Origin of the sequence: Lysinibacillus sp. NPDC096212 (assembly GCF_044763105.1) — a bacterium.
Lineage (GTDB): Bacteria > Bacillota > Bacilli > Bacillales_A > Planococcaceae > Lysinibacillus.
In genome coordinates, this window is record NZ_JBIWFQ010000018.1 from 81,131 (window position 1) to 106,044 (window position 24,914).

Genomic DNA, 24,914 nt, shown 5'->3' on the forward strand with positions numbered 1-24,914 from the left:
ATTCCAAAAATCTAATTAAATACTATTCTAATTAATTTTACCAAATTGCTCATCGTTTGTTAAATAATTCTAAATTTATTCACGAATGGTACTGGCGTCGCCCCAAACGTTATCTAAATGCGGGCCATAAAAAAACAGCGAATCGCTTTTAACGATCCACTGATTCAACTTTTACTGGCACTGCATAGATACGCTCTTCACCTAGAAAGATGGACAGTACACCTTCCTTACGTTTTCTAGAGACATGCAAAACTTGCCTTACACTTTCTTTTTCTTCTTTATTTAACTGTAAAAGAATTGGTTCCTCTAAACGAATGGAGAGGTTTTTATTGACTTTATATTTACCTTTTTTCACCACTGTTTCAAGGCTGTAATCTTGCCAAACCTTATTGGCTAAACCTCGATGTACATTCCAGTCATCGGATTCATTCAAAGTGACGACAATACATGTTTGCCCGTCCTTTTGGAAGGCGGTTGCAAGGGTCCGACCAGCTACTTTTGTAAAGCCTGTTTTTCCGGCAAATGCTGAACCTTTAGCTGATTTTAATGCATTAACAGGTTGTTGTGTCTCATCCCCTATTTCGATGGCAACCCCTGATCCTTCTCGTAATAAACGGTGCTTATTTTCCCATAACATCCCGTTTTCAGTATTGGCACGATATAGAACTGTGGAGGCAATCTTCTTGAAAGTTTTATTTTGGAGAGCAATCCTTAACATTTCAGCAGTATCTCTCGCTGACGATAAGTGCTCATCATGATGCAAACCGGACGGGTTCATAAATACTGTATTTGTGAGCCCAGCAACAACAGCCCGCTCATTCATTAACTTGACAAACCCTTCTACCGATCCACCAGCATGCTCTGCTAAAGCTGTTGCTGCGTCATTTCCTGAGCGAAGCATCAAACCATATAACAGTGTTTCTACCGTAACCTTTTCACCTGCTTGCAAGTAAATTGACGAGCCCTCAGCCGTTGCAGCCCTCGGTGAAATAACTACTTCATCTTGAAGATTGCTATTTTCAATAGCAACAAGTGCTGTCCAAATTTTTGTTAAGCTAGCAATTGGTAACCGTGCATCACTATTTGATTCAAATAAAACACGGCCCGTATCACCATCTAAAACAGCATATCCGCTACCCCCCCGTGCTAAACTGGTTTCTGGAAGAATTAACATTACCACGACTATCATGAACAATATTAAACGTACTAACCGAAGCAACGAGCCACTCCTTATTAAAAGTAATAGGAAAATATAGATTATATTTATGTTTCAAGCTAAGTATTATACCAATCAATTATGCCTTGCTCATTTACTTTACTCCATTAAAAGTTTCTTGGAATTTCGTCATAAATAGATCTGTTTCTTGCTCTTGTTCAACTAACTCTTCTTCAGGTAAAGGCGGCATTTCATCCATACTATTTAATCCAAAGTAGTTTAAGAATTCTTTTGTAGTACCATATAAGATTGCACGTCCTGTCCCTTCCGAGCGACCAACTTCCTTAATCAACCCTCTAGAAACGAGCGTTTGAATTGGTCTTTCACATTTCACACCACGTAAATCTTCAATTGTTACACGTGTAATTGGTTGTTTGTATGCCACAATAGCCAATACCTCAAGTGAGGCTTGCGATAATGATTGAGCGGTTGGATTTTCTACTAATCTTTGAATGGTATCTGCTAAATCAGATTTTGTTATAAGCTGATAAACTCCAGCCATTTCTTTTATAGTAACGCCTCTTGCTAAATCTTCTTCATATGTTGTTTTCAATACTTCCATTGTTTGTACAACTAACTCTTCCGGTTCGCCTAAAAGTTGTGACAATTGTTTAATGGTTAAGCCGTCGTCTCCAACAACAAATAATAAGGCTTCTATTCTACTCTGCAGCATCATTGTTTTCCTCATCATCCCATTCCTCCTTCTGTAATGTAACTGTTAATTCTTCAAAGTTACCGTCTTGCTCTACGATGACGACCTGACGTTTCATCAGTTCAAGAATAGATAAAAACGTCAGAATAAGCGTTGGCTTATCTTCATAGGGAAAAAGCTCGGAAAATGATGCACGTCCACCTGTATTTCGTAATGAATCGACAACTGAACGCATTTGATCTTTCACTGAGCGTTCTTGTCTCGCTACAGTTGTTTTTAGCGGTTTCTTTAATTTTTTTCGACGCATCAGTTTTTGAAAGGCTCCAAGCATGTCATAGATGTTGACGTTCAAATCAAATAACGCCATTTGCTCATCTGATGCTAACTCTGATAAATCAGCTGGAGGCCGTGTAAATACCTGTGCACGATCTGCTTCAAGCTCTTGCAGGCTACTTGCTGCTTCTTTATATTTCTTATACTCTATTAAACGTTGCACCAGTTCTTCACGAGGGTCTGGGCCGTCGACTTCTAATTCGGCATCTTCAAGCTCACCTTCATGAATTGGCAGGAGCATACGACTTTTAATGGCCAATAATGTTGCAGCCATCACTAAATATTCACTAGCCTCATTTAACTCAAGTACCTGCATAGCATGTATATGGTCGATATATTGTTGAGTAATTTCAGCCATTGGGATATCATAAATATCAATTTCCAATCTGTGAATTAAATGCAATAATAAATCAAGAGGCCCTGAAAAGGCTTCTAATTTTACTTCATAAGACATTGTTTTACCACCCTGAGATTCTATGTTCTTTTAGTATAGTAGAAAGGAGTCCAAAATGCATCCACAGCATCACACTTTATTTATCGACTATTGTGCTTTTTTCAATGGTAATCAAGATTTTTTTGAATGCCATGAAGTCCTTGAAGAATACTGGAAGGATATTGCTCCAGGTGATAAAAAGCACCCTCTCGTTGGATACGTACAGCTCGCAACAGGTTTATATCATTGGCGACGTGACAATTTTATTGGTGCTGCGCGAATATTAGAAAAAGCACTCCATAATTTTCAACATAATATGGGCCACATCTTTTTTGACGAAATCGACTACGAAATTCTACTAACACAACTAACAGATTCACTTTCTGCTACCCAAAAGGGCAAGTCCTTTCAAACATTTCAACTTCCTCTTTCAGCCATATTAGAGGAATTAGTATTCGCTCGCATACAGATTTTACCACCAAGTAACTCTAACTATCTTCTTCATAAACATATGCTTCGAGATCGCTCACATATTCTTGCAGAGCGTCAAGAAAGCAAACAAAGAAAAAGCAGACGTCAATGATCGTCTGCTTCTTCATCGATACAATTTATACATTTTTGAACAATATTACGTGTTTCCTCTGTTGCACGCACACTTTCATACTGGCCAAGGTCTGCTACTTCCTGTAACATTTCCTTCGCAACACCCTCGCCTCTATAAGAAGGGACAACGGAAACATGTTGAATCATAGCTATATTATTACTGTCTGTTACAAGTCCAACAATGCCTACATACTCATCGTTCTTTTTCCATAAATATAAAACCCAATTATCATCATTTTCATAGGAGTGGATTGTCTCTTTGAGCTTTTTTATGTCTTTTTCGTTAGGCATAAACGAGAGTAGCCCCATTGCTATTTTCTCGAAAGCTTTTTTATATCGAATTAACATATTTGTCTATTCCCTCATTTTCTAGCTGTACATAATCTTTGACTATCCTACACGATTTGTACTTTTACCGCAAGTCAATTTCTGTCTTACGAACCAGGTCCGAGAATACCTTTAGACGCCAATACCCAATAGACAACGCCCCACAACAAAATAAAAGTTGAAATGGACGCTAGTAATACCCATTTGTTTTTTCTCATATTTACTCACCCTTTTTTAACGTTAGCGGGAGATCGTTTTGTACAATATCTTCATAACTTTCGCGTCGAATTGCTAATTGATGCTTTCCATTTTCTACAAATACAACTGCTGGTCGTGGTACACGATTATAGTTACTCGCCATCGAATATCCATACGCACCAGTACAGAAGATTGCTAGCACATCACCAGAAGCTGCTTCCTGAAGCTTAGCATCAATAATTAATTTATCGCCAGATTCACAAAGTTTACCAGCCACTGTATATGTTTCACTTTTTGATTCATTTGCTTTACTTGCAATGACCGCCTCATACTTCGCATCATATAATGCTGGACGGATATTATCACTCATACCACCATCGACAGCAATATATTTACGAACATTAGGTACTGTTTTTTGTGAACCAATTGTATAAAGTGATGTTCCTGCATCGCCTACAAGTGATCGACCTGGTTCAATCCAAATTTCCGGCATAGTTAGACCAAGTACAGTCGCTTTGTTCTTTACAACTGTAATCATATCCTCTACATATACTTGTGGCTCAAGCGGTGCATCTTCCTCAGTATAACGAATTCCGAAGCCCCCTCCTAAGTTTAACACAGTACATGTAAAATCGTGAGTCTTGTTCCAATCAGAAATCTTATCAATTAGTTTTTCTCCCGCTAAGCCAAAGCCCGCTGTGTCAAAAATTTGTGAGCCGATATGACAGTGTAATCCTAGAAGCTCTAAGTATTCATGGTTAAAAGTTTGTTGGAAAGCTTCATCTGCTTGACCGTTATTTAAGTCGAAGCCAAATTTAGAATCCGCTTGACCTGTCGTAATGAAATCATGCGTATGTGCCTCAACACCTGGTGTGACACGTAATAAAATACGCATTTTTTGTTGACGGCGCTCTGAGATTTCTTGTAAAAGTTGAATTTCATAGAAATTATCCACGACAATACAACCGATTTTCGAGTCAAAGGCTAATTCTAATTCTGCAATACTCTTATTATTACCATGGAAATGAATGCGCTCTGCAGGGAAACCTGCTTTTAAAGCTGTAAATAATTCTCCACCAGAGACCACATCCAAAGATAGACTTTCTTCTGCCGCTAATTGGTACACAGCTACACATGCAAATGCTTTTGAAGCATAAGCTACTTCTGCTTTTACACCTAGTTTTTTAAACGTATCAATAAAGCCGCGTGCACGCTTCCGAATAAGCGCTGTATCATACACAAATAAAGGTGTACCATACTCTTTTGCAAGTTCTAATGTATCTACCTGTCCAATCGTTAAATGACCATCTTCAGAAATCGCTTGTGTTCCATATAAATGCATGTGCATCTCTCCCTTTTCACATCGTTCCATCTTGTGATAAATCGCTCCTCATTTTTTAGAAAGGATATAGGCAATCTATCCTTATTGAGGTATTGCTTCATTCAACAAGGGTTCGAACAGTACACGGGGGCAAATATCACATATATGCCAACACCTTGTCGTGGTATACCTTTTGATGAATGAAGACAATTTTCGCAAAAATCACAAAATACTATATGTGAACTTTATCACATGAAAAAAGCGAGTGCAACGGCTCCTATGATCTTTTTCGATGTTCGGAATCGACTACATAAGGTCTTAATGCATCTGCTGTCATTGGGAAACGGACAAGTACGCGAAGCATCGCTGTTGGAAAGAACGGAATAAGTGGCCATAAATATGGCGCTTGCATCGGACGTAATGAACATAAATACGTAAATAATATAAAGATCCCGATAAATAACCCATTAACTCCCCAAATTCCAGTCATGATTAACAACACTAATCTAAAGAGTTTAATGGAGATACCGAGCTCATATGACGGAATAATAAATGTCAGAATAGCTGAAACAGCTGTATATAACACTACTTCTGGCGTGAATACCCCAACATCAATAGCAATCTGACCAATAATTACACCGGCAACTAACCCCATCGCAGTGGATAAAGGTGATGGGGTATGAATGGCGGCCATCCTCAAAAATTCTATCCCTATATCTCCAATAAGTACTTGTAGTAACAGTGGGATATGTGATTTTTTCTTTGCCCCTAAAAAGGATAACTCATCCGGTAAATGTATCCCGTGCGTCGCACATAAATACCACAAAGGCAATAATAATAAACCCATAATTGCTCCAAAATAGCGCATAAAACGGACGAAGGTTCCGACTGATGGTGCCTGCCTGTACTCCTCAGCATGCTGCAGTAAATGAAAAGCAGTTGCTGGCACAATAATGACAGAAGGAGACGTATCGACAACAATGGCAATATGTCCCTCAAGCAAATGCGCTGCGGTAATATCTGGTCGTTCCGTGTAACGTACAAATGGAACTGGATGAAACTTCTGTTTAAACAGCCATTCCTCTAATGATTTATCAGTCATAGTCAAGCCATCATGATTAATTTCTTTAATGCGCTGCCGCAATTTATCGAGCGTTTCATCACTCGCAATACCCTTTATAAACGCTAGCGCGACATCGGTTTGACCGATTTCGGATATTTTATGTAGCTCGAAACGTAAATTACTATTGCGAATTCGCCGACGAATCAAAGCAACATTTTGTGAAATACCTTCTATAAAGCCGTCCCTAGATCCACGAATAACCTTTTCATTGTCAGGCTCCGCAGGGGTACGCCCTGGGTAACTTCGAATCTCAGCAACATAGCCATAACCACTTTTCGTTATAAAGGCAACTTGTCCACTTAATATTGATAATAAAATGGCTTCACGCTTAGTTTCCTCTGAACGGCCTTGGTAATTGAAATAGGCTTCAAAATACTCCTTTTCATCCTCAATATCAATGTCCTCATCAGGCAACAAATTAGAGAGTAATTGTGTTAACACTATTCCATCCACAAGTCCGCTTATATATGCACAAAGAACCGGCAAATCTTTGACAAATACATGCTTAATACTAACGTCAAATGATTCGCCGTCACCAAATTGTTCTTTAAGAAAATTTTCGGCTTCTTCTAAGCTGTTAAAAAGTTTATCTTTTTCTGTCATGCTGTCACCATTTTCTTAGATGTCTTTTTTTACTTCTTCCTCTTCAACTGTGGCACTTGTGGCCATCCAATTTTTTAATTGAGCAAGAATCTTTTTCTCTAATCGCGATACCTGAACTTGAGATATCCCGAGCCTGTTAGCAATTTCAGTTTGGGTACAATCTGAAAAATACCGTAAATAAATAATGGATTGCTCTCTAGGCTCAAGTCTTGTGAGCACCTCTTTTAGTGGTATATAGTCAAATGGCTGCTCAGATTTTTCGTCCTTCATCTGATCCATTAATGTAATAGAATCCCCTTCGCTCTCATACAATTGTTCATGTAAGGAAGCAGGATCTCTTAATGCATCGGAAGCTGTTACAATTTCCTCAGAGGTGACACCAAGAGCTTGTGCTAACTCATGAATGGTTGGTGGATGCTCATTTTTTTTAATGAATTCATCAGTTGCATGACGAATTTTAAAATTAAGCTCACGAATAGATCGACTAACCTTCACCATACCATCATCTCTTAAAAAGCGCTGAATTTCTCCGATGATCATTGGTACAGCATATGTCGAAAATTTAACATCATACGTTAGATCGAATTTATCCACAGACTTCATGAGCCCTATGCAGCCAATTTGAAATAAATCCTCGAGCTCCACGCCCCTGCTTGCAAAACGTTGGACGATAGACCACACAAGCCTCGTATTTCCTTCAATCATTCGTTTACGAGCCTCATGATCGCCCTGCTGTGCACGTGCAATTAAATCTCGCATTTCTCCCTGTGACAATAGCTTATCGGACGACTGTTCTAGCGGCTTCAAGATCGCATCCTCACATTACCGGTGTGCGAACTGAGTAAAATTTCTTCGTAAACGTGACAGTTGTACCTTCTTGCCACTTGGACATTACTGTCAACTGATCTGAAAAACTATCCATAATGGTAAAGCCCATACCTGAACGTTCCATCGCACCTTTCGTCGTAAATAACGGCTCCATCGCTTGGCTAACATCCTCAATACCCATACCTTTATCCATAACAGACACTGTTACAATATCATCCTCACGTTTTGCATGAACTGTAACAACACCCTTACCATTCTCTTCATAACCGTGAATAATGGCATTAGAAACTGCCTCTGAGACAACCGTTTTAAATTCGGATAGCTCATCAATTGTTGGATCTAATTGTGCGATAAAACCTGTTACCGCTACACGCGCTAAGGCTTCATTTTCACTAATTGCTAAAAAAGTTAATGTCATTTCGTTATCCATTTACAATCCCCCTAACTCGATCAATCGCTTCCTCTTCAGTTGCATTCATCATCCACGGCCCTAAACCTGAAAATTGAAACACTTTCCGCATTGTCGGCGATGGATTCAATAAAATTGTTCGTCCTGCGACTGCCTCTAACTCACGCATTCGACCAAGTACTAAACCTACACCTGAACTATCCATAAAGGAAAGCCCCTCTAAGTTCCAAATAATGGTCGTTACAGCCCCTTGAAAAATTGCTGTAGAAATTTTAGCTCGAATTTGCTCTACTGCATGATGATCGAGCTCCCCAAATAAACGTACAACTACTGTCTCTCTTGTTACCATCTCTAATTGAAAATGCATGAACATCGCCTCCTCCTCGTGCAATTCCACATTCAATGTGGTGATTCCTTGCGGCTGACAGAACTAGTGCAAAGTCTTCCGAAATAGTGTCAAATCGACATACTTATAGCTTTTTTGGTTAATTGCAGTATGGGATAAATCAACATTTTTTAAACGTGAGGCACTCTTTTTACAAAAATTTTTAATTTATAATAACGTGAGGTTGATTTCCTTTCCGACTGGGCGATTTCCTGGGGGCATCCGATGAGCCGCTTGGGCCAACAGATGTTTTTTGCGCGAAAGCGAAGCGGCAGCAACGTGTTTTGACTGTGCGAAAGCGTTGTGCAACGTAGCGGCAGCAACAGCACGATGTTTTTTGCTATCCGTCGCTTTGTCGATTCTATCCACGACTTTGGCTGTTCTATCCATCATTTTGTCGGTTCTATCCACGACTTTGGCTGCTCTATCCATCGCTCTGATTTCTATCCTTCGCTTGGCCGGTTCTATCCACGATTTTGACACTTCTATCCACGACTTTGACGGTTCTATCCACGAATTTAGCTGTTCTATCCATCATTCTGTCGGTTCTATCCACGACTTTGGCTGCTCTATCCGTCGCTCTGATTTCTATCCTTCGCTTGGCCGGTTCTATCCACGATTTTGATCCTTCTATCCACGACTTTGACGGCTCTATCCACGATTTTGACACTTCTATCCACGACTTTGACGGTTCTATCCACGATTCTGACTATTCTTTCCGTCGCTTCGAACCTTCCTTCCGTCACTCAGACTATTCTTTCCGTCGCTCTGACTATTCCTTCCGTCTCTTCGGCTCTTTTTTCCGTCGCCCTGACTTCTTTCCGTCACTTCAGCTCTTCTTTCCGTCACTCTGGCTGCTCTATCCGTCGCTCCGGCTCTTCTTTCCGTCACTCCGACTATTCTTTCCGTCGCTCTGACTTCTTTCCGCCACTTTGACCCTTCCTTCCGTCGCTCAGACTATTCCTTCCGTCACTCCGCCTCATCCATCCGCCGCCTTAGCTCCTTTCCGCCGCTTAACCTCTTCTTTCCGCCACAAAGACTCTCCGCCTTCCCACAGAACAAAAAAAAAGCGAGAACCCCTTTATCAAAGAGAGTTCTCGCTTCGTATTATTTATGCAATTGTATAAGCCTTCAGTACTTTTTCGATTGTTTCCTCATCGATTTGACTATTCGAATATAAATAAGCAATCGTTTCGCCAGCACGAACATGGTCGCCTTTTTTGGCAATCAATTGAATACCAGCATCATAATCAAGTTCAGATTCCTTAGTTAATCGACCTGCGCCAAGACCAACACTAGCTTCCCCGATTAATAAAGCATTAATCGTCCCTACAGTGCCTTCAGTAGTTGCTTTGATAGCTACTTTATTTGCTGTGTCTTTTTGCACGATATCTGCTAAATCGCCACCCTGAGCTACGATAAATTCTTCAAATTTTGAAGCTGCTGAACCATCCTCTAACACTCGTTTAACAGCAGCTGTTGCTTCAGTCTCATTTACACCTGCTGCAACTTGGTACATAAGCGAAGAAATAATAATACATTCCTCAAGCAGATCCTCATGCGTTTCGTCCATACGGCCACTTAATAAAGCAAATGCTTCTACTACTTCAAGCTTATTGCCAATCATTTTACCTAGTGGATTATCCATATCACTAATATGCGCAACTACTTTACGCCCTAGCTTTTCACCGATTGCAGTCATCGTATCAGCTAAAACCTGCGCTTCTTCTTCTGTTTTCATAAATGCGCCTGAGCCACATTTAACATCAAGTACAATGCCGTCTGCACCACTTGCGATTTTCTTACTCATGATAGACGCGGCAATAAGTGGAATGGAATCGACAGTACCCGTCACATCTCGTAATGCATATAATTTTTTGTCAGCTGGTACAAGATTACCTGTTTGACCAGCCACTGCAATTTTATGTTTATTGACATTGTCGATAAATTCTTGTGATGAAAGCTCTGTTTTAACGCCACGAATCGATTCTAATTTATCGATTGTACCACCTGTAATGCCTAGACCCTTACCACTAAATTTCGCCACTGGAATATCTAGTGCAGCAATAATTGGCGTAACAATTAGTGTAACTTTATCGCCTACACCGCCTGTCGAGTGTTTATCAATTTTAAAACCTTCGATAGAAGATAAATCAATAACATCTCCAGATTCTATCATTGCTTTTGTTAAATAAAATGTTTCATCATATGTCATACCCAATAAACGGATTGCCATTAGTAAGGAGCTTGCTTGATAATCAGGAATTGCACCAGTAGTGTAACCCTCTACAAAATATTGAATTTCAGCTTGTGATAGCTCCTTGCCTTGCTTTTTCTTTTCAAATAGTTGCGCCATATTCATATCGAAAATCCCCCTTACTTCAGATTTGTTAAGAAGCTTTTACCAAACTCCGGTGCTTCTACTTTGAAGTTTTCAGCAACTGTTGCTGCAATATCTGCAAAAGTTTCACGAAGTGCTAGCTCGCTACCACCATTAAAACGTGGTGAATAGACAATTAACGGTACATATTCACGTGTATGGTCTGTCCCAGGGAATGTTGGATCATTACCGTGGTCAGCCGTAATGATTAGTAAATCATCTTCTGTCATTGCCTCAGTAATTTCTGGTAAACGTGTATCAAATTCTTGTAGTGCGTTACCATAACCTAGTGGGTCACGACGATGTCCAAAATTCGCATCAAAATCCACTAAGTTTAAGAAGCTTATACCATGGAAATCACGACGTACTACTTCTGCAAACTTATCCATACCATCCGTATTATTTTTCGTACGTACTGCATCAGTGACACCTTCACCGTTGAAAATATCAGAGATTTTTCCGATTGCTATAACATCTAAGCCTGCATCCTTTAAGACATTCATCGTTGTGCGACCAAATGGCTTTAACGCATAGTCATGACGATTAGACGTACGTTCGAAGTTTCCTGGTGTACCGACAAATGGACGAGCAATAACACGGCCAACTAAATATTCTGGTTGTAATGTTAACTCACGAGCAATTTCACAAATTTTATATAATTCCTCTAGTGGAATAATTTCTTCATGTGCAGCAATTTGCAAAACAGGGTCAGCAGATGTATAGACAATAATCGCTCCTGTCTCCATATGCTCCTTGCCGAAGTCCTCGATTACTTGAGTTCCGCTTGCTGGTTCATTGCAAAGAACTTTGCGGCCTGTACGTTCTTCCAGCTCTGCAATTAGTTCAGCAGGGAATCCCTCTGGATACACTTTAAACGGTTTATCAATATTCAAACCCATGATTTCCCAGTGCCCTGTCATTGTATCTTTACCAACAGATGCTTCTTGCATTTTTCCGAAATATGCTTTTGGTTTGTCGGTAGCTTGCATACCTTGTAACGGTTCAATGTTTGCTAAGCCGAAAGACTCCATATGTGGCATTGTAAGCCCATTCATTTTTTCAGCGATATGTCCAAGAGTATGTGAACCTACATCTCCAAAATTCGCTGCGTCTGGAGCTTCACCAATTCCAACTGAGTCCAATACTACTACATGGATTTTTTCAAATGGTTTATTCATAATTTTGCCTCCTAATCTCATGTCTCTATTTTACCAAAAAACAACGAAAAATAAAGGTCAGACCTCCGACCGATAAATTTTTCTCTTAAGCACGTGGATGAAATTGCTTATAAACCTCTGATAGTCGTGATTTACTAATATGAGTATAAATTTGTGTTGTGGAAATATCGGCATGTCCAAGCATCTCTTGCACTGCTCGTAAATCCGCACCATTCTCCACTAAATGTGTTGCAAAGGAATGACGTAATGTATGTGGCGTTAATTCATGTTGGATGCCTGCTTTTAAAGCGTGCTCCTTCATTAATTTCCAACAACCTTGCCTTGTTAAACGTTTTCCTCTTTGATTGATAAAAAAAGCTTCTGTTTTTGGAGATTTCCCTTGTAATTGACTTCGTGCGCCATCTAAATAAGTACTTAATGCAGAAAGGGCGCTTTTTCCAAGGGGAATGATACGTTCCTTGCCACCCTTACCAAAAACGCGTACGAAGCCCATTGTTAAGTGAATATCTGCTAAATCCAATGCAATCAGCTCACTAATGCGCATTCCTGACCCATATAATAGCTCTAACATTGCCACATCGCGAATGCCTTGTGGTTTGCTGCGATTTGGTGTCGCTAATAAAGCTTCTATTTCTTCAATAGAAAGGACATTTGGTAGCTTTTGCTCAATGGTCGGCATTTCTAAATGGACAGTTGGATCTGTTTCTGCTCGCTTTTCTCGGAGTAAAAATTGGTGGAAACTGCGAATGGAGGAAATATGGCGGGCAACAGTACGACTTGTCTTTCCTTGCATACGCAACTGCTCTAGATGACGCAAAATGGTCGTCCTTTCCACTTTACGAAAATCAGACATTCCCTCTACTTCCCGCAAAAAATTCACGTAATTTTCTAAGTCTCGGCGATAGGATGCTAATGTATTATCAGATAATTGCCGTTCTACTTGGATAAAGTGGATATAATCCTCTATTGCATATTGAAATTCATTCATCACAGCGCCTCCTTAACAATCTATTATCTTTCATATTAACATGTTCAATAAACCAAATGCTTTCTCTACAAAAAAAAACCTCCCTTCACTTTCAACATAAGGGAGGCAGTTTATTTATTTTTTCAATTGATACTGTCGCAAAAAACCACCAGCGGCAAAACTTGCAAAAGAGACGATAAAAACAAGTAACACTGTTGCAATCATTTCAAACGCAAATGAAAACTGAACTATTTTACCGGTAGCTTCAAAATCGAGCTGAATATTCACAAAATAAATAAGCATCAACTGTAGCGCTGTAAATATACCGGCAAAAATCAAACATTCTTTCCAATTCATACGATGGACAATATATAATATATAGCCTGCTGCACCAATCAATAAGATCGTGATTAGTACTAATATAAATGAAGGCAATACCGAAAATTTACCTTCTTCAAATAAACTATTTAAAAAGTAAAAATTATATACACCAGATTTATCGTTCCCAAAAAGGCTGTAAGATACGCTCTCTGACAAACCATCACTTAATACATTCAGATGTAGCTTTGAAAAAAACGTACATATCCAATTCCAAGTACCCATATAAATACTACTAAAAATCGAAACAGTTCCAACTAATCCCTCTGGCAATTCTGATTCTAAACCCTTTTTATCCAAACTAAAATAAATGTTTAAGAAATTAATAAGTAACCCAATACATGTAATTGCTACAGAAAACATAGCATATTGGACATATTTTACTTGATAGCTCAACTTTTCAAAAATAGATTTATTAAAATAAGTTAAAATTGCAGTAAACCCAAATATGACAATTGATAAGATAGTCGTAGATCTTGCTGATTATCAGATACATCTTACATCTGATATTGAAGATGCAATTGTATTTATTAACGGAAAAAGTACAGGAAAGAAAGCACAAGATGTTAAACTTTTTGCTGCAAAGCTAGATGATTCTGTTAAAAAAGGACAAGATGGACAAGAAGAAAAATCCGAAATTATTACACTGAATAATACGGAAAATCACCTTCAATTTACCTCAGTACAGGCTAAACAAAAAGTTGAAGAAGAAAAAAAAGCAAATCAAATAGCAACGCAAACATTCTTATCTGAATATGAAGACTCGGCTCGTTCACTCTTCTATGATTTCCGTAATAACTACAAGTACGCTTTAGAAAATGCTGATTTTAGTTATGTTCAGGATTATTTTTTAGAAGGTACACAAATACGTAAAGATTACAGTAAATTCGTAACCGACCATAACACATTCGGTTACTATTCCTATGATTTCAAATCTAATATGATTGACAAGATATATGCTACTGATCCATCCACAATCATTCTTGATTCAACAGAAATTTTCGATTTCTATCAAACTGAAGATGGTACTTGGTCATACCAGTGCGAAAAACGTTACACAATGAAATTATCAAATGATACGTTACGTATTACAGATATCAAAGACCGTTCAAAAGTTATTAAAAATAAAATTTCGGATTAAATAAAACAACAAAATTTTGCTAATAAAAAAAGATGTCTCAAAAAGTCATAATACTTTTTGGGACATCTTTTTTACTTTTCTTCTGATACCTCGTCGTTTTTATCATGACAGCGCCAGCAAATGCCGTGGAAAGTTAGTCGGTGATCCTTTATGATAAAGTTCCAACGTTTTTCAACAACGGCTTCCACATCTTCAAGTAAATCTTCCTGAATTTCATCAACCGCACCACATTCGATACAAACTAGATGATGGTGGAAATGCGCAGCTCCCTCTTGGCGTAGATCATAGCGCGAAACGCCATCGCCAAAGTTGATTTTGTCGACAATTTTGAGCTCAGTTAGTAATTCTAACGTTCTATAGACAGTCGCTAGACCAATTTCCGGTGCCTTTTCTTTTACTAAAAGGTAAACATCTTCTGCACTTAGGTGGTCTTCCTCGTGCTCAAGCAGTACAGCAACTGTTGCTTCTCGCTGCGGCGTCAGCTTATAACTAGCACTATGCAACTGTTTTTTTATACGATCAATTCGGCTCTCCATGTGACGCCCCCCTAAACTCTTTCCATTATACCAAAGGAGTAAATCCTATTACAAGATAGTGAGTATATTTCGAATATGCTTTTGTATGTTTTTACCTGATAATCAATTATGCCTCGGCATAATTGCCGCTGATGCTTCGCTTTCGCGCAGTAAACATTTGTAGCTGACGCTTCGCTTTCGCTACAGAAAAAAATTGTAACTGCCGTTTCACTTACGTTACACAAAACAATTGTAGCTGTCGCTTTGCTTTCGCTACAGAAAAAATTGCTGAAAGAAGTTAAATTTTCATAGCTCATCACCATAACATGTGGTTGATTTCCATTCTAACTGGGCGCTTTCCTGGGGGCGTCCAGTCTTCACTCCAATCAACTTTATAAAAGGTATACGTTTTAACAAAATGCCATCCACAACCTTTGGTGATGAGCCATTTTCATGTTGTACTTATCAATTTAATACATAAGAAATAACAACAAACTCAGCCACTATTATGATGAAAAATACGATAAAATTCAACAAAATTGTCCGACCATGTATCATTTTCCCGATTTTTCTCTTTGACCAAGCTGGCACAAGTAAATTGCATAGGTTTAGCAACAATATACAATAGATAAGCTGAAATGGAAACCACCAAATCGTATAAACCCAGAAAGCTTCAAGCTTCTGTAATAAAAAAACGGAGCTAAAGCCAAAAAAGGTAGCACGTATCGCCACTGTTACACGTACTAGAACCTTCAGGACACTATGTGTTGCAAGCAATAATACAAGCGCTATTGAAACAGCAACAGGTAGCACTAAACGAAATAGAGAATGCCTGTCCCCATTTGTTAATCGAGGCTCTATAAATGAAATAAAAGGCTCTGCATTCGGCCCACCAATAATATGAAATAAGATAACGCCACAAACGAAACTCACAGCAATGATGGATGCGTGATAAAATATAGACACCGTACGAGACATAAACATGCTCCTTTTCTATCAAGGTTTGTACAGCTTATGCTCGTCCGCTTCTATTATGCTAAAGATATTTTCTTATTGTGCCGCAAGCCAAAGTACTGCAAATGCTGTCTTGGCGTCAAATATACGCTCATCTGCAACCATTTGCCCCGCTTCTTCCAACGAAACTTCTAATAATTCGACAAATTCATCCTCATCTAGATCTGCTTTGTTTTCAATTTTATATAAATCCTTTGCCACAAATAGATGGATGATCTCATCTGCGAAGCCTGGGGATGTTGCAAACGCTTGTAAATAAGTTAAGCATTGTGCACCGTAACCTGTTTCTTCCTCTAATTCGCGGCGCGCGGTCTCAATCGGCTCCTCACCAGGTTCTAGCTTGCCAGCTGGTATTTCAATAATTGATCGTTCTAAAGCTTTGCGATATTGCTCCACTAATACTAACTTTCCTTCATCGGTAACAGCAATAACTGCAACTGCACCAGGATGCTTTATAATCTCCCTTTTTGCAACATTACCATTCGGTAAAGTGACATCATCAACCTGTAGTTTCACAATTTTCCCGTCATAAATGGGTGTAGTCTTTGTCGTTTTTTCCTCAAACTTTTTCATTGACTATAACCTCGCTTGTTCTTCAGATATGTTCATTGTACCATTACAAGTAGAGAAATCGAAGGAGGGCATTGGCATGAAAAAAAGACAGCTTGGCTCAAGTGAATTGTTTATTTCAGAAATTAGTTTAGGGGGCATGTCTCTTTCGACAGATAAGAAAAAGGCTGCTGAAATCGTCGCTATGGCACTAGATGCTGGCATTAATTACATCGACACAGCCGATTTATATGATTTTGGGGCAAATGAAGAAATTATTGGCGCTATTTTAGGGAAACGTCGTCAGGATGTTATAGTCGCTACGAAAGTTGGGAATCGATGGACAGAAGGTGTAGAAGGTTGGCATTGGGATGCATCTCCGTCTTATATAAAGGAAGCTCTCCACGCTAGCTTAAAACGACTAGGAACTGACTATATTGATGTTTATCAATTACATGGTGGGACGATTGAGGACGATTGGGATGGCATTATCAACACTTTTGAAGAGTTGAAAAAGGATGGATTGATTCGAGAATATGGCATTTCCTCTATTCGACCAAATGTACTAAAGCGTTTTTTACCAACAAGCTCCGCTAAAAGTGTCATGATGCAATACAGTGCTTTAGACCGTCGACCAGAAGAATGGTTCGACTTTATCGCAAGTGAAGGGGCTTCTGTTGTAACACGCGGGACTGTTGCAAAAGGTTTACTAACAAATAGCTGGAAAGAACGTTTACAGCGTGTCAACGGCTTTAACACATATACAGCGGACGAATTAACAGCAGTATTAACAGGCTTATCTTCACATTATGACGATTTACATGCACTAGCAATCGCCTTTAATCTAAAGGAACCAACTATAGCCTCAACAGTGATTGGTGCAAGCTCACAGGAACAGTTGGCACAAACACTCGTTGCCTATGAAAAAATTGATTCAATAACAGATTTTAAAGCAATAAAAGAGCTAACAAAAGCCGACCAATATATGGAGCACCGATGAAAAAATGGCTTATCTTAATAGCATTTTTAGTAGTACTTGCAATCTCCTCTAGTATGACCTATGAACAACAGTCTATTATTCCTGAGTTGGAGCAAGTATTAGCAAATAAACCGTTTGAAAAGCAATTATCTGTGTTAAAAATTCCTTATTGGGACACAGTTGTTTCTGTGGAAGAACGTGGTTACTTTAAGTTCGTAGAATTTTTAATTCGAAAATTAACACATTTTGTTGGATTCGGCTGTATCGCACTTGGTATTTTCTTTGCATGGGGAAAACGTCGATTCGCCGCAGGTGTCGCTATTGCTGGTACAGCTCTTATAGCAACGCTTGATGAAATCCGTCACAGCTTTATACCAGAACGCATGATGAGCGGACAGGATGTTATTTTGGATACAGCTGGAGCGATTGTTTTTGTTGGGATTGTCGTGTTGGTGAGGAAAACTTTTAAAAGACAAAGGGCGTTTTAAAAAATTATTAAAAAGAGTTAAAGTAATATACTTAATAGATCGATTGGTATATACAATGTGCAACATTATTATTTATAGCTGAACTAATTTTGATATTAGTTCAGCTTTTATTTGTGTTTAAAGAAGTCTAAAATATTTAATAAAAATGTAGTAATTTTTCTATCGATTATTCAACTAAGGGGCAAGTTAATTGAATAGAGGCATAGATTTTTATGGTAAAATAATGGTGAATAATAGGGGTGTTCAAATGAAAAAAGGCACTTTAAACAAAAATACAGTTATCGCATTTGCAGTGATCGTAATTTTTATGACTGTTATATGGTTATTTTCTGAAAAGTCTATTTCCTATTCAGAACCTCAAGAAGCTATATTTGCCGTTGAAAAAGATTTAGAGTTAATTCCAGCCTATAAAATAAACAGTAATGCTCTTTTCTTTTTCATAAAAAATAAGAATAATCTAGGAGCTACGTATGTACGAAAAGGACTTTGTGGATGGAAAGCAGACTTCCTTACTTGGGGCCCTATGGATAATAAAAGAAATTATGAGAAATTAAACGGTTATCAAGGATATGGTGAAAATCTACTATTTGGAGTAATTAAAGATGGCGATGACCGACTTCTTCAACTTGATGATAAAAATGCTACAATACTAAATTTAGAAATGTTACCTGCTGAAGTCTTAGAAGAATATCAATTAAAAGGATTGTATATTTGGTACTTTGAAAGTGACACTGCTCTAGAAGAAGGAACAATCAAACTAATTAATAAATCCACAGAAGAAGTGCTAGATGAAATTGATTTATAAATAACTTATAGATGTTATTTCGTTCTAAGTTAAAAGGAAGAAAAAATAAATACAGGGGGCGTTAATTGTAACTAACAGGGGCTTGAGTTGCATAGGCAGCTCTTTTTTCTTTATTGAACTATCGACGCAGGTTAGTTCAATAAGTGGCAAAAGGATACTGGGTTATACTATAGAACAAATAAGGAAGTAAAATAATTTTTTGGAGGTAATGGATGATTAAAGATTCGTGGTTTACTGTGCAACAGATTGATTGGAATACTTACGCAATTAGTGAATATGGACATTGGGAGAAGGTACATTCATTTTTATTATTGGGTAATCAAAAAGCGGTACTAATTGATACTGGTCTTGGAATTGATAATATTAAGAGAATTACTGATCAATTGACTACCTTTCCGATTGAGGTCATTACAACTCATGTCCACACTGATCATATTGGAAGTCATGGAGAATTTGAAAAAATCTATGTTCATGAGGGAGATAAAGATTGGTTAGTGAATGGAATAAAAGGCTTGTCAATAGGGCAAATTAGAAAAGATATTAGTAGAGATATAACATTACCTACTCCAAATACATTTAATCCAGACACATATCAACCATTTCAAGGGGAACCTACAGATTTGTTAGTTGATGGTGATGTAATTGAGTTAGGTAATAGAAAATTAGTCATCTATCATACTCCGGGACATTCTCCTGGTCATATTTGTGTTTTTGATGAAACAAACGGTTATTTGTTTACAGGGGATTTACTATATGATGAAACCCCTATATATGCTTTTTATCCTTCAACAAACCCTGTTGATTTAGTCAATTCATTGAAAAAAATTTCAGAGATACCAAACGTTTCAATGGTTTACGGTTCACATAATACTTTAGGGCTTGAACCAAAAATTTTAAAAGAAGTAAAAATTGCAGTTAAGTTTTTGAATGAAAATAAACTTACTAAATTCGGTACTGGAATCCATAAATTTAATGGTTTTAGCGTACAGTTTTAACGGTTCTTATTGAACGAAAGATGCAGGCCAGTTTAAGTAGCCGGCATGTGTAGCATCGTATCGGATTAACCGACGCAAAAAGATGGGAATTCCCTTATTATTAAGAAATTTTAATATAAAAATCGAAGGGGACTTGAATTATGTTTAGATTACTTTTGGAATTAATACGAATAACTGGAATTTTATTAATTCTAGGTGCTATGATGGGGACTTTGGTGAAATTAATCTATGCGAGTTTAGGGATAAATGTAGATCATACCAATGGTGGTTGGTTAGTTGGTATTTCAATTCTTATTTTAATTTTCGTGTTATACAGAAATAAATTTCAATTTTCCGGATTTTATAAAGGACCAGGAAAAGTAAAGCTTCCAAAAAGAGTTAGTAATTCTCTAATTTTATGTTCTATTCTAATGTTATTCATAGCTCCACTCTTCAACTAACGCACTCAGTTAGTTGAAGAAGAGAAGTTATGAATTCATCAATTTGTTAAATTTTTTGTCGTAAAGACTTCGCTTTATAAAAACTGAACGCCAATAATCATATAGATCTTTTCGACTTGCTTTTAGAAAAGTTTTTAATACTTTTTTTAAATCAGAGTTATAAGGAAATGCGATGTCTTTACCTAAGCTGTAGCCTTTATTAAAGAAAAACGCTGCAGATTCATAATCTTTAATTTCTTGATATAAAATGCCTATGAATATAAATCCACTAGCTAATTCTTCTACTTCGAAATCTTCGTCATTTAATTTACTATAAAAAAACTCTATCGCTCTTAATTTTTTCTTCCTCGAAAACAAACCATATAATGAAATAACTTGCGCTACCACTTCATTATATTTTTTTGAAGGGTCTTTTATATTATAATTGTATTTCATTTTATCACCTATCTCCTTAAAACCTTTTTACACCAATCTGCCCTATCTCCCCATACCTATCCTCGCTCGTCATCTCAGAATTTAAAAAGTTATCGTATCAACATTTCAGGTGTTTTCCTATCTAAATCTCATATCTTAATAAGGATTCTTAAAATGCACCCAAAGCGTCGTTTTGGTTACCTTTCATAAAAGAATGTTATTCAATAATATGGCCCGATCGTTGAACACAAGTTAAACAACATTGTTGAACTAACCTGCCTTGTTCATAAAAAAGAACTGCACATACAATTCAAGCTTCTTCAAGTAAAGCACCCGAGAATGTAAGTGTAATTCTTCACAAATTAAGTCTTAAAAGCGCTATTCAACAATTTTACTTTTTTATGGTCGCAACTAGGAAAAGGTCAGATAATTTTTCTACCACAGTTAGTTTATTTTCAATTATCATCTCAGTCTCTTCACCATATTCATGATTTAATATATAGACAGGAGGGTTATTACCTTCGTGTATATTTATTGCGTAAGGATTTCCAATACCTATTTCTAATCCGATACAAATATAACCGTTTTTATGTACTGCACATCCAGGAACAGCGTCTAAACATTCTTGAATAATACACTTTGGATTCAAGAATTCTATTCGTAATTCAGCTTCTTCATCTAGAGGAACCACCAATTTACTATCACACACTTCTACCGTAGTCATTAATTCTATCAACCATTCAGGAAGTTTAATATCTAGTTTTTTATTTAGGTCATTTATTTCTCCAACTGTCGCTATCCTAGTGGATGCTCCAGACCTTTGAATCATTTCTTTAGCATTTGTCATTACTTCATTAACCAACGTGACTCCTCCATACAATTAGAAATATTTTTCTTTTAAATTTCTTTTTACCTTATCCTTTTACTAAAAAATCCGTCAAATACAGCCTTACTTTCAGCTATTACACCTCGTTAGAAAAAATTTCTTTCTATTATCCTCTATTGAAAAAATAATTTTAATTTAAAATATCCATTTAAAAAATGTATAAACTCCAACTAATGCAAAAATAAATATTAAAATTATTATTGAAAGACAACCAAAAATAATCCAGTTTTGTTTACCCTCTATTGGAACATCTGGTTCTTCTACTAATTTTTCTTTTACTTTATATAAAAGTGCTGGGTCTAATTCCATTCCTTTTAAAAGTTCAATATCGCCTTTATACTTTAAAGCTCTTGCTATATTATTAATGTCATTTCCCATAGATTTTTCAAATTCAATACACGCGTGTACCATTAATGGAGTCTTATTCTCTTCTAAATACCAGTATCGACCAGCCATTGCAGGATATTTTAACTCGAAATAAATGTCTCCCAACTTTTTACGGAGTTCTAATTCATTTGGAAAGGTTGATATTAACCCGTGTAATCTATCCCTTGCCTTCCCCAAATCATCATTTTTAATATCCTCTTCTATGCCTTTTAAAGTCTTTGAAATTTTCTTTTCAATAAAAAACACCCTCTTAATTCTTTACTCTTATTATTTTTCGATAGTATACTGCTTGGTTAGTAAAAAAACGTCTCCACTTGTTGAAGAAACGCTCTCGCTCTAATTTCTTTCCATGGAATACTTGACCTATCAAATCTTAACAATGTATGGCCTTATTATATATATGTAATTTTTTCCCCATTCAACTAATATGCCCAGTTACCTGTATAACTAGTGGAGAAAAATTGTATATATTATATTTTCAGACTATGTCTTTAAACACAAATAAAAGCTGAACTATATCAAAATTAGTTCAGCTTAAAAATATCGTATTATAATATTGCACATAAGATACTGATCTATTAAGTGTATTACTTTGACTCTTTTTAAAAAAATTTAAAGTGTTCCCTTTGTTTTTTATAATCTTATTCGAATCTCCAAAAATATAGTTCTTCAGATTCTGAATATAAAATTGCCCCTGCTTTTTGTAATACTTTATGTGAGGCAATATTATTTTTATCCGTATCGGCAATTACATACTTAACGTTAGATTGACGTAGTAACCAATCTTTCATCTTCCTAACAGCTTCCGTCATGTATCCCTTTCCCTGATATAGTGGAAATGTATAGTACCCGATTACGACATCGCCCTGCTCATTCGGTAGTCCTTTTAGCATAATGCCACCAACAATACTATTTGTTTCTTTCGATACGATTAACCAATTTGTATGCCAAAAATAATTTTTTTCATCATCTAATACCTTTGCTAGTCTAAACTTCAAAGCTTGTCTTAGTTCCTCATCAAGATAAACTTCTTTACTATTTACTGACAACTCTATTTCCAATGACTTTTCATCATTGATTAGTAAGTCTAAACATTTTGCATTCAATGGGATTAATCTTAATTTTTTAGTGCTTAATTCAATCATTTTTTCTCTCCTATCATAGATTGTAACTAAACTATTATTAAGAGATATATGTATTGGCAGCGTCTCCCGTTGTTTATTTTTAAATAAAGGATAGCACTCTTTTACCCTTGTATTTAAAGGTGATTAATTCTATCACTCGAGGAATATAATGTAAATAAATTCTTCTTCACTACTATTGTTCCGATAAAAACATAAATCATTCCGATAAATCTTAGAATCTTTCCGATAAAACATAAAATTGTTCCGATAAATCTCGAAATCTTTCCGATAAATAAAATATCCCTCCTCGAAAAGTTGATAATTTGAGGAGGGTTTATATGATTATTTATTTTCTACTGGTTTCCCGTAAGTTGTGAATCGTTCTAACATATATGTCATTTCTTGATCATCTAAAATAACTGGTGTGCCAATGGATCTAGCACGAACATATACTTCTGCACATAGTTCTATTTCTTCAGCGATATTAAAGGCTTCTTCCACATTCGCACCCGCTGCTAACAAACCATGATTAGCTAACAAAACTGCTTTCGAACCTTCCATTGCTTTAAGTGCATTTTCCCCGAGGTCTGGTGTACCAAAGCTTGCGTAATCAGCGCATTGAACTGCTTTACCTGCTACTGCAACCAGATAAGAGACTGCAGGTAAGGACTCACGCAAACAAGAAAGTGTTTTGGCAAAAATAGAATGTGTATGCACAACCGCTTCAAGTTCAGGGCGCCTTTTATATACCATTGTATGCATCGCCCATTCACTAGAAGGTTTATGATGCCCCTCGATTACATGCCCCTCTAAATCAATCAAAACGATATCAGCAGCAGTTAGCTCATCGTAGGGGATACCACTTGGACTGATGGCGACGCAATTTTCAGTAGGAACATAGATACTAATATTCCCACCAGTACCTTTCGTTAATCCATTTCGAATCATTAATTGACAATGATGAATAACTTTTTCTCGCTCTGTTTGTAGTCTCATCTTATTCCACCTTCCACTTTTGCTCTATCACAACATGGTGATGCTTATTTATTTCGCACAATGCGTAAATCTAAATTACTTTTCAAAAATTCATTAACGACTTCTTGCTGTTCGTCGTTAAACGGTTTAATTTCATCAACGATAATTGTAGAAATAGCATCGGCTGGCATGACTTGGAATAGTTTTTTGACGCCAACCTTGCTCTGATCAATAAGTGCTATTACCTCATTAGATTTGTGAATCATTGCTTGTTTAGCTTCGCCTTCATCAATTGTTGAGTCTGTTAATCCTTCTTGTAATGTCAAGCCCCTTGCAGAGATGAACAGTTTATCGATATTGATAGATTCCATATATTTTTTCAAAGACGTTCCCATCGTTGAAATAGAGTTTGGACGTACATAACCGCCAAGTAAAATCGTCGTCACTTCACTCGAAATTAAATCAAGGGCAACGCTTATATTATTCGTAACAACTGTTATATTCTTAATCCCTTTTATCAATTTTCCTACTTCTGCTGCCGAAGTACTTGCATCGATACCCACTACGTCCCCATCTTGAATTATTGTAACCGCTTCTTGAGCCATTAATTGCTTAGCTTCTAAATTTTCAGATGCGCGTAAATTTAAATTATCTTCAACAAAGGATTTTTGGATAGGCTTTGCACCGCCCAACACACGAATTAATAGCCCTTCACTTTCCATCTTTTCTAAATCGCGTCGAATCGTCATCTCAGACACTTGAAAACGTTCACTTAAATCTGAAATTTCTACGTAATTTTTTTGGTTCACTAGTTTATTAATTTCATCTTGTCTTCGTTTAAGAGAATTTGTCATGCGTGTCATCCTAT

At 37.1% G+C, this 24,914-nt stretch carries 30 protein-coding genes; 7 read left to right on the forward strand and 23 right to left on the reverse strand.

Translation table 11 applies throughout. The features are described 5' to 3' along the window. Positions 1-148 precede the first annotated feature (148 nt). The 3 genes from ACIQ7T_RS17395 to ACIQ7T_RS17405 form a co-directional block, all read right to left on the reverse strand. Positions 149-1,219, reverse strand: coding sequence for a D-alanyl-D-alanine carboxypeptidase family protein (locus tag ACIQ7T_RS17395; protein WP_402871992.1), 1,071 nt, complete (start codon positions 1,217-1,219; stop codon positions 149-151). Positions 1,220-1,310: 91 nt separating this feature from the next. Further along, a complete protein-coding gene (scpB, locus tag ACIQ7T_RS17400) occupies positions 1,311-1,904 on the reverse strand; it encodes an SMC-Scp complex subunit ScpB (protein WP_402871995.1) in 594 nt (197 codons plus the stop codon). Then, positions 1,876-2,655, reverse strand: a complete 780-nt coding sequence (locus ACIQ7T_RS17405) for a segregation/condensation protein A (RefSeq protein WP_402871998.1) — start codon at positions 2,653-2,655, stop codon at positions 1,876-1,878. Before ACIQ7T_RS17405 ends, scpB begins: the two co-directional genes overlap by 29 nt. Before the next feature lie 55 nt (positions 2,656-2,710). On the opposite strand from ACIQ7T_RS17405, the gene ACIQ7T_RS17410 reads away from it, so the two are divergent. After that, positions 2,711-3,217 carry a DUF309 domain-containing protein gene (locus tag ACIQ7T_RS17410; protein WP_370075037.1) on the forward strand — a complete coding sequence of 169 codons (507 nt, stop codon included), beginning with the start codon at positions 2,711-2,713 and terminating at the stop codon, positions 3,215-3,217. On the opposite strand, the gene ACIQ7T_RS17415 is transcribed toward ACIQ7T_RS17410, so the two are convergent. From ACIQ7T_RS17415 to ACIQ7T_RS17465, 11 genes are all read right to left on the reverse strand, one after another. Continuing rightward, a complete protein-coding gene (locus ACIQ7T_RS17415; protein WP_132363147.1) occupies positions 3,211-3,585 on the reverse strand; it encodes a GNAT family N-acetyltransferase in 375 nt (124 codons plus the stop codon). The two genes, ACIQ7T_RS17410 and ACIQ7T_RS17415, sit on opposite strands and share 7 nt — an antisense overlap. A 199-nt stretch (positions 3,586-3,784) precedes the next feature. Continuing rightward, positions 3,785-5,104, reverse strand: a complete 1,320-nt coding sequence (gene lysA / locus ACIQ7T_RS17420; RefSeq protein ID WP_370075038.1) for a diaminopimelate decarboxylase — start codon at positions 5,102-5,104, stop codon at positions 3,785-3,787. A gap of 256 nt (positions 5,105-5,360) precedes the next feature. Further along, a complete protein-coding gene (locus ACIQ7T_RS17425; RefSeq protein ID WP_402872002.1) occupies positions 5,361-6,809 on the reverse strand; it encodes a spore germination protein in 1,449 nt (482 codons plus the stop codon). Positions 6,810-6,824: 15 nt separating this feature from the next. After that, positions 6,825-7,616 carry an RNA polymerase sporulation sigma factor SigF gene (gene sigF / locus ACIQ7T_RS17430; protein WP_370075040.1) on the reverse strand — a complete coding sequence of 264 codons (792 nt, stop codon included), beginning with the start codon at positions 7,614-7,616 and terminating at the stop codon, positions 6,825-6,827. Between the two features lie 10 nt (positions 7,617-7,626). Continuing rightward, entirely contained in the window at positions 7,627-8,067 is a 441-nt protein-coding gene (gene spoIIAB / locus ACIQ7T_RS17435) for an anti-sigma F factor (protein WP_370075041.1), read from the reverse strand. Beyond that, positions 8,060-8,413, reverse strand: coding sequence for an anti-sigma F factor antagonist (gene spoIIAA, locus ACIQ7T_RS17440; protein ID WP_370075042.1), 354 nt, complete (start codon positions 8,411-8,413; stop codon positions 8,060-8,062). Before spoIIAA ends, spoIIAB begins: the two co-directional genes overlap by 8 nt. 186 nt (positions 8,414-8,599) lie before the next feature. Beyond that, positions 8,600-8,914, reverse strand: a complete 315-nt coding sequence (locus tag ACIQ7T_RS17445; RefSeq protein WP_402872007.1) for a hypothetical protein — start codon at positions 8,912-8,914, stop codon at positions 8,600-8,602. A 628-nt stretch (positions 8,915-9,542) separates the two neighbouring features. Beyond that, positions 9,543-10,793: a thymidine phosphorylase gene (locus ACIQ7T_RS17450; RefSeq protein ID WP_370075045.1), complete on the reverse strand. Its 1,251-nt coding sequence runs from the start codon at positions 10,791-10,793 to the stop codon at positions 9,543-9,545. A 14-nt stretch (positions 10,794-10,807) separates the two neighbouring features. Beyond that, positions 10,808-11,989, reverse strand: coding sequence for a phosphopentomutase (deoB, locus tag ACIQ7T_RS17455; protein WP_402872010.1), 1,182 nt, complete (start codon positions 11,987-11,989; stop codon positions 10,808-10,810). A gap of 85 nt (positions 11,990-12,074) precedes the next feature. Then, positions 12,075-12,977 (reverse strand): site-specific tyrosine recombinase XerD, encoded by a 903-nt coding sequence (gene xerD / locus ACIQ7T_RS17460; protein WP_402872013.1) that lies wholly within the window; start codon positions 12,975-12,977, stop codon positions 12,075-12,077. A gap of 114 nt (positions 12,978-13,091) precedes the next feature. Next, positions 13,092-13,730 carry a hypothetical protein gene (locus ACIQ7T_RS17465; RefSeq protein WP_402872016.1) on the reverse strand — a complete coding sequence of 213 codons (639 nt, stop codon included), beginning with the start codon at positions 13,728-13,730 and terminating at the stop codon, positions 13,092-13,094. Between the two features lie 52 nt (positions 13,731-13,782). On the opposite strand from ACIQ7T_RS17465, the gene ACIQ7T_RS17470 reads away from it, so the two are divergent. Then, positions 13,783-14,475, forward strand: a complete 693-nt coding sequence (locus tag ACIQ7T_RS17470; RefSeq protein WP_402872019.1) for a TcaA NTF2-like domain-containing protein — start codon at positions 13,783-13,785, stop codon at positions 14,473-14,475. A 71-nt stretch (positions 14,476-14,546) separates the two neighbouring features. On the opposite strand, the gene fur is transcribed toward ACIQ7T_RS17470, so the two are convergent. The 3 genes from fur to ACIQ7T_RS17485 all read right to left on the reverse strand — a co-directional run bounded on the left by fur (position 14,547) and on the right by ACIQ7T_RS17485 (position 16,577). Next, entirely contained in the window at positions 14,547-15,011 is a 465-nt protein-coding gene (fur, locus tag ACIQ7T_RS17475; protein WP_132363163.1) for a ferric iron uptake transcriptional regulator, read from the reverse strand. A gap of 444 nt (positions 15,012-15,455) precedes the next feature. Then, positions 15,456-15,968, reverse strand: coding sequence for a hypothetical protein (locus ACIQ7T_RS17480; RefSeq protein ID WP_370075051.1), 513 nt, complete (start codon positions 15,966-15,968; stop codon positions 15,456-15,458). A 72-nt stretch (positions 15,969-16,040) separates the two neighbouring features. After that, entirely contained in the window at positions 16,041-16,577 is a 537-nt protein-coding gene (locus ACIQ7T_RS17485; protein WP_370075052.1) for an NUDIX domain-containing protein, read from the reverse strand. 76 nt (positions 16,578-16,653) lie between these two features. Here ACIQ7T_RS17485 and ACIQ7T_RS17490 point away from each other — a divergent pair, with 76 nt between their 5' ends. The 5 genes from ACIQ7T_RS17490 (at position 16,654) to ACIQ7T_RS17510 (ending at position 20,260) form a co-directional block, all read left to right on the forward strand. After that, the gene (locus ACIQ7T_RS17490) at positions 16,654-17,553 is read left to right on the forward strand and encodes an aldo/keto reductase (RefSeq protein WP_370075053.1); all 900 of its coding nucleotides are present in this window, start codon (positions 16,654-16,656) and stop codon (positions 17,551-17,553) included. Next, entirely contained in the window at positions 17,550-18,020 is a 471-nt protein-coding gene (locus ACIQ7T_RS17495) for a VanZ family protein (RefSeq protein WP_402872023.1), read from the forward strand. Before ACIQ7T_RS17490 ends, ACIQ7T_RS17495 begins: the two co-directional genes overlap by 4 nt. Before the next feature lie 190 nt (positions 18,021-18,210). Next, entirely contained in the window at positions 18,211-18,825 is a 615-nt protein-coding gene (locus ACIQ7T_RS17500) for an aspartyl-tRNA synthetase (RefSeq protein WP_370075055.1), read from the forward strand. A 212-nt stretch (positions 18,826-19,037) separates the two neighbouring features. Then, positions 19,038-19,820, forward strand: coding sequence for an MBL fold metallo-hydrolase (locus ACIQ7T_RS17505; RefSeq protein WP_370075056.1), 783 nt, complete (start codon positions 19,038-19,040; stop codon positions 19,818-19,820). Between the two features lie 140 nt (positions 19,821-19,960). Beyond that, positions 19,961-20,260 (forward strand): hypothetical protein, encoded by a 300-nt coding sequence (locus ACIQ7T_RS17510; RefSeq protein WP_370075057.1) that lies wholly within the window; start codon positions 19,961-19,963, stop codon positions 20,258-20,260. Between the two features lie 27 nt (positions 20,261-20,287). On the opposite strand, the gene ACIQ7T_RS17515 is transcribed toward ACIQ7T_RS17510, so the two are convergent. From ACIQ7T_RS17515 to ACIQ7T_RS17540, 6 genes are all read right to left on the reverse strand, one after another. Beyond that, positions 20,288-20,695: a hypothetical protein gene (locus tag ACIQ7T_RS17515; RefSeq protein ID WP_402872028.1), complete on the reverse strand. Its 408-nt coding sequence runs from the start codon at positions 20,693-20,695 to the stop codon at positions 20,288-20,290. A 370-nt stretch (positions 20,696-21,065) separates the two neighbouring features. After that, positions 21,066-21,536, reverse strand: a complete 471-nt coding sequence (locus ACIQ7T_RS17520) for an SMI1/KNR4 family protein (protein ID WP_402872031.1) — start codon at positions 21,534-21,536, stop codon at positions 21,066-21,068. A gap of 159 nt (positions 21,537-21,695) precedes the next feature. Beyond that, positions 21,696-22,184 (reverse strand): DUF6584 family protein, encoded by a 489-nt coding sequence (locus tag ACIQ7T_RS17525; RefSeq protein ID WP_402872079.1) that lies wholly within the window; start codon positions 22,182-22,184, stop codon positions 21,696-21,698. 404 nt (positions 22,185-22,588) lie between these two features. Then, positions 22,589-23,092 carry a GNAT family N-acetyltransferase gene (locus tag ACIQ7T_RS17530; protein ID WP_402872034.1) on the reverse strand — a complete coding sequence of 168 codons (504 nt, stop codon included), beginning with the start codon at positions 23,090-23,092 and terminating at the stop codon, positions 22,589-22,591. Positions 23,093-23,413: 321 nt separating this feature from the next. Further along, positions 23,414-24,067 (reverse strand): L-fuculose-phosphate aldolase, encoded by a 654-nt coding sequence (locus ACIQ7T_RS17535; protein WP_402872037.1) that lies wholly within the window; start codon positions 24,065-24,067, stop codon positions 23,414-23,416. 44 nt (positions 24,068-24,111) lie between these two features. Continuing rightward, positions 24,112-24,900, reverse strand: a complete 789-nt coding sequence (locus tag ACIQ7T_RS17540) for a DeoR/GlpR family DNA-binding transcription regulator (protein WP_402872040.1) — start codon at positions 24,898-24,900, stop codon at positions 24,112-24,114. Positions 24,901-24,914 lie beyond the last annotated feature (14 nt).